Origin of the sequence: Bellilinea sp., assembly GCF_034432615.1 — a bacterium.
Classification (GTDB): domain Bacteria; phylum Chloroflexota; class Anaerolineae; order Anaerolineales; family Anaerolineaceae; genus Bellilinea.
Genome location: NZ_DAOUBL010000118.1, coordinates 1 through 5,358 on the forward strand (window position 1 = coordinate 1; position 5,358 = coordinate 5,358).

Consider the following 5,358-nt stretch of genomic DNA (forward strand, 5'->3'; position numbering starts at 1 on the left):
GACCGTGCTGCAAATGACCAGCACTCAGAATGACCTTACCGTGGCCTTCTGGCTGGTGTGCCTTGCCGTATTTGCCCTGCAGGACTTGCGCGCTCCGAACCGGGCTGCTCAGGTCGGCCTGGGCCTGTGCCTTGGGCTGGCAGTGTTGACCAAATCCACCGCGTATCTGTTCGCTTTTCCAATCCTGCTGGTTTACGCGGTGCGCCGCTGGCAGAGCAGCCGGCTGGGGGCTTTGCGCCCGCTCATCCTGATTGCCGGGCTGGCATTGCTGCTCAACCTGCCGCATTATGCCCGTAATCTGGCTGCCTTTGGCAGCCCGCTGGGACCGGCTGAAGAAACCCGCCTGTACCGCAACGAGCATTTTGGGGCAGGTGTGCTGGTTTCCAATCTCAGCCGCAACCTTGCCCTGCATCTGATTTCGGTTTCTCCTGTTAATGAGGTAGTGGAAGGGGCAGTCGGCGGCCTGCACGAATGGCTGAAGTTGGACGTTAACGACCCGCAAACCACCTGGCAGGATCACCGCTTTGCCTTAACTCGCTTTGTGGTCAACGAGGATTTTACCGGCGCTCCCCTGCACCTGCTGGTATTCCTTTTTACACTGGTTGGGCTGGCTTTCCGCCGCCGGCGTTTGGAGAACGGCGAGGCGTGGATTTTAACCGGCATCTTGCTGGCGGGTTTCCTACTATTTTGCGGTTTTTTGCGCTGGCAGTTGTGGCATGCCCGCCTGCATCTGCCCTTGCTGGTGCTTTCGGCTGGCGTGGTTGGTTTGCTGCCGCAGGTGATTTCGGCGCGCTGGAGCCGTGTGGCGGGGCTGTTCTTGCTGGCGGCTACGCTGCCGGTATTTTACTTCAACCAGAGCAAACCCCTTGTTCAGGACTGGAACATCTTCAACCTGCCTCGCCGCGAGGTAATGATCATCCGCAAGAATCTGGTTGTGCCGTACATCGAGGGGGTGAATTATCTGATTGACGAACGGCACTGCACGCAGGTCGGTTTGTATTTGCCGGATGAAGAATGGGAATATCCGCTGTGGGAGTTGTACCGCGCCGCACGGGTGGGGCAGTTCCGCATCGAACATGTCGGTGTGCGCAACCGTTCGGCAGCCCTGCCGCGCCAGCCTTTTGAGCCGTGTGCCATCTTTGCCAGCCAGCCTTTACCCGGTGGAGAGAGCGTGCAGCTGGAAGGCCGTTCATACCGGCTGGTATGGGAAATGCCGCCAGTGCGCATTTACGCCGCAGAATAAGCCCAAGCGTCATCCAGCCGTTGCCTGAGCGTCAAGTAAGGAACAGGTCATTTGGGGTAAAATTGGGGGTACAAAGAATATGACTTTCCGGCAGCGCTGCCTGATTTTATTTTTCATACCAATTCTGCTGGGGGCAATGGGTGGAATACCACCTGCCCGGGCGCAAAATTTGCCGCAGGGCAGGGTGGAAATTGTTGCCATCGGCACCGAATTATTCCCGCGCGTGCAAATCACTTTTGAAGCCTACGATGCCCAGGGCAATTTCCTGACCGATTTAAAGCCGGAGGATATTCAGGTCATTGAGGGCAACGGACTGAACGATGAGCAACACAGGCAGCCGGTGGAACAGCTGGAATTATTACAGCCGGGGCTGGATGTCATTGTGGCAATCAACTTTGGGCCGGAATTGAATACCCGCTACGCCGGGGTGCGCCGTTACGAAGCGGTTTTACAGCGCCTGCAGCAATGGATGGGAAACGAAACATCCGGCACGGAGCGGCTGAGTATCGCCACCAACAGCGGTTTGCAGCTGATTCGCTCAACAGACCAGCAGGAGTGGCTGACCACTCTCGACAGCCTTGCTGAGGTCAACCTGCTCAACGAACAGCCCGGCTTAACCGCCGCCGCCCGCGCCCTTGACCTTGTGACCGACATCAGCGGAAACGGCAAACCGCGCAGCGTGGTATTGCTGGTCACTCCGCTACTGCCCGCATCAAGCCTGGAAGGCATTCAGAACCTGACCGACCGTGCCGGGCGGTTGAACGTCCCAATTTACATCTGGCTGACCACTTCAGCCCAGTCCATTGCCGCCAATCCGGCAGTTTTCGACGCCCTGAGTGACCTGGCCGGCCAAAGCGGCGGAGAACTGTCCATTTTCACCGGCAGTGAAAGCCTGCCGGAAATGGAAGGCTATCTGAAATCACGACGGTATCAGTACCGGTTGGAGTATGAATCGCACCTGAACAGCAGCGCAACGCACACCCTTGCGCTCGCCATCCGGCAGGGTGATGAAGAATGGCGTTCTTCCAACCAGCCGGTGTTTCTCAACATTCAGCCGCCCAATCCGATTTTCCTCTCACCCCAAACCCAGGTTGAGCGCCGCTTTTTCCCACCCAACAGCCGCACCAGTGACCTTGAACCCGATGCACTCACTTACCGGGTGATTATCGAGTTTCCGGACGGCTATCCGCGCGCCATCCGCGCCAGCCGTTTGTTGGTCAACGGTGAAGTGGTGCAGGAAAACACCCGTCCCCCGTTCGACAGTTTTACATGGTCGCTGCGGGAGATCGAAAGCGAGCAGCAGGTGGAAATGCAGGTTGAGGTAGAAGACGCGCTGGGGTTGACCGGGCGCAGCATCCGCATGCCGGTGCGGGTGAGTGTGGAAAGCCGCCCGCCCAACGCATGGCAGGCCGCGCTGAGCGGCAACCGTCCGCTGGTGCTGGGCGCAATTGTGCTGTGTGGTTTACTGCTGGGGGGCATGCTTTTGTTCGCCGGCAGAAAGAACCGCCAGCAATTACCCAACCAGCGCCGGCGCAACCGCGATCCGCTCACGCAACCGCTGCCACCTCCCAACCAGAAACGACGTGGAACGATTAACCCCACCTCTATGGCGCGCCGCCTGACTTCGGCGCGTCCGGCCTCCATCCCGGTCTCCTCTGCACCGGCGTGGTTGTTGCAGGTCAGTGAAGATGGGATGGGCAGCCCGGAAAGCGGCAGCAGGCTGCCGGCCAACCACCTGCTCCCCTTGAAACGAAGAGATAATCTGCTGGGAAGCGACCCCTTGCGCTCGCAAATTTGTATCTCCTCCGTGAGTGTTTCCCCCGTTCACGCGCGCATTGTACTGAACGAAAGCGGTGAGTACTGGATTTATGATCACGGTTCGCTGGCAGGTACGTGGGTCAATTATGTGCCGGTAGCGGCGGAGGGTACCCGCCTGCAGCATGGCGACCTGATTCATGTGGGTTTTGTCACCCTGCGCTTTGAAACCGCAAAACCCACCTCCCAGCCCGACCCGCTCATCCGACACTATCAGGAAGAGGGATGATTCGCAGCCAGCAAGCCCATTTACCGGTTGTTGCCCTGACCGATCCCGGCATGCGCGGGAAGAACAATGAAGACCGCTTTGCAGTGGTCGCCTTGCGCAGCAGCCAAGGCAGTAGTACGCCGGCTTTGCTGGCGGTGCTGGCAGATGGGATCGGCGGGCACCGCGCCGGTGAGGTAGCCGCCGAAATGACGGTCAACCTGATTTCAGCCTATGTGCTGGAAAACGGCGATAAACTCCCCCCAACCACGCTGCTGGAAGAGGCAATCATCGCTGCCAGCAACACAATTTACGACCATGCCCAGGCCAGCCGTGAAAAAAACGGCATGGGGGCAACCTGTGTGTGCGCATACATCCTTGGTGATCGGTTATTTACCGCCAGTGTGGGCGATTCGCGCATTTACCTGCTGCGCAAGCGTAGCATTCACCAGTTGACCACCGACCATACCTGGATTCAGGAAGCGCTGGAGCGCGGCCTGATTTCGCCCGAACAGGCACAGCATCACCCCAACAGCCATGTCATCCGCCGCTTTCTCGGCTCGCCCACCCCGCCTCAGGTTGACCTTCGCCTGCGCCTGAATGACGGAGAAAGCGACGAGCAGGCCAGAAATAATCAGGGGCTGCATCTGCGGGAAGGCGACCGGCTTCTGCTGTGCTCGGATGGCCTGACCGATCTGGTCAGTGACGAAGAAATTCTCAGCCGGTTGGAGAGTCAGCCGGCCCACCAGGCCGCCGAAAGCCTGATTGAACTCGCCAATCAGCGCGGCGGACATGATAATATCACCCTGCTGGTTGTCGAAGTACCGCCCGGCAGTTTACCGCAGCCCAGGCCAAAAATCACGCGGCGCTGGTGGCTGTGGGGCTGCATCGCGCTGTTGATAGTGGCCTTGCTGGGCGGGCTGCTGGGCGGCGGCGCATTGTGGCTGCTCAAGCGGAGCGAACCTTTGCCAACCCCCACACCGGCCCTGACACAACCCGTGGTGTCCTCCCCGCCCGTCCTGCTGCCCACCGGCGGGCAGATGCCTTCCCCGACCCTTCCGGCGGTGCTGATTCCCGTCCAGACGGGCACACCCGCCACTCCGCCCACCCTGCAGGGGGAGGATGCAACTCCCACCCCCTGGCCGACCTACACCCCTCAATCGTGGTAAAATGACCTGAATACGGCTTTCGTGCAAAACCATGGCATGCAATGCCAATCACCCCCACCTGCACCTCCCCCAAAATCGCCCCTGCGATTTTGGGGGAGGCGGGAGGGGGACGAAAACTCGAAAATTGATGTAAAAATGATTTATTCCGAACAGACGTTTGATAGATTAAGAGTATGAAAACAGGCGGTGAAGAATGAACTGGCGTGATTACATAACCTCCGATCCCCAAATTTGCCATGGAAAGGCGATCATTAAAGGCACACGGATCATGGTTTCCGTGATTTTGGATAATCTTGCAGCCGGCTTGAGTGCTGAGGAGATCTTACGAAGTTACCCAAGCTTAAAGCGCGAGGATATCTCTGCGGCAATCGCCTATGCTGCGGAACTGGCCTCTGAGCGGGTCATTTCCACTGAATGAGCTCCACGGGGGAAACTTGAAATTCAAGCTGGACGAAAATTTGCCTCTTATGGATCGTAGAAGACCACAAAATCCGCATCCGCAATTTATACCAACAAACAGGTTTTAGAGCATGCGTTCTGCCACTCAAACCTTACCAGCCGGTTATGTCGAGCGGGATCGTTTTACCCTGAAATCGCGCAGCACCCTGCTGATGCTGAACCTGGCCGGGCTGGGACTGGTGCTGGTTTCGGCGTGGTTTTTTATCGCAGTTGCCTCTTTTCTCCGCCCGGAGGCTGAAGGTCAGGTGTTTGTATTTCGGTTTGAGGGACTGCAAAGCCTGCTGACCTTTTTGCTGCTCATGCTGACGCTGGTCTTGACCCTGATTCTACACGAGGCCGTCCACGGGCTGGGATTCTGGCTGCTGGCGGGCGTCAGGCCGCACTTCGCCTTCCGCGGCACCTATGCCTACGCCGCCGCGCCGGGCTGGTATATTCCCGCCAAAATTTACTTCTGGATTGGAATTGCC

3 protein-coding genes and 2 pseudogenes are annotated in these 5,358 nt (G+C 58.3%); all 5 read left to right on the forward strand.

Annotated elements, in window-relative coordinates:
- Positions 1–1,243 (forward strand): annotated as a pseudogene (locus tag VAE48_RS05340) (hypothetical protein); the annotation flags it as partial.
- 79 nt (positions 1,244–1,322) lie between these two features.
- Positions 1,323–3,287, forward strand: a complete 1,965-nt coding sequence (locus tag VAE48_RS05345; protein WP_322792286.1) for an FHA domain-containing protein — start codon at positions 1,323–1,325, stop codon at positions 3,285–3,287.
- On the forward strand, positions 3,284–4,432 hold the full coding sequence (locus VAE48_RS05350) for a PP2C family serine/threonine-protein phosphatase (RefSeq protein WP_322792287.1): 1,149 nt from the start codon (positions 3,284–3,286) through the stop codon (positions 4,430–4,432). The genes VAE48_RS05345 and VAE48_RS05350 overlap by 4 nt, the downstream gene beginning before the upstream one ends.
- A 193-nt stretch (positions 4,433–4,625) precedes the next feature.
- Positions 4,626–4,850: a DUF433 domain-containing protein gene (locus VAE48_RS05355; RefSeq protein ID WP_322792288.1), complete on the forward strand. Its 225-nt coding sequence runs from the start codon at positions 4,626–4,628 to the stop codon at positions 4,848–4,850.
- A gap of 112 nt (positions 4,851–4,962) precedes the next feature.
- Positions 4,963–5,358 (forward strand): annotated as a pseudogene (locus VAE48_RS05360) (hypothetical protein); the annotation flags it as partial.

Excerpts from the sequence above, each read along its gene's own strand:
- VAE48_RS05345 (WP_322792286.1), top strand. The coding sequence starts at position 1,323 with ATGACTTTCCGGCAGCGCTGCCTGATTTTATTTTTCATACCAATTCTG.
- VAE48_RS05350 (WP_322792287.1), top strand. The coding sequence starts at position 3,284 with ATGATTCGCAGCCAGCAAGCCCATTTACCGGTTGTTGCCCTGACCGAT.
- VAE48_RS05355 (WP_322792288.1), top strand. The coding sequence starts at position 4,626 with ATGAACTGGCGTGATTACATAACCTCCGATCCCCAAATTTGCCATGGA.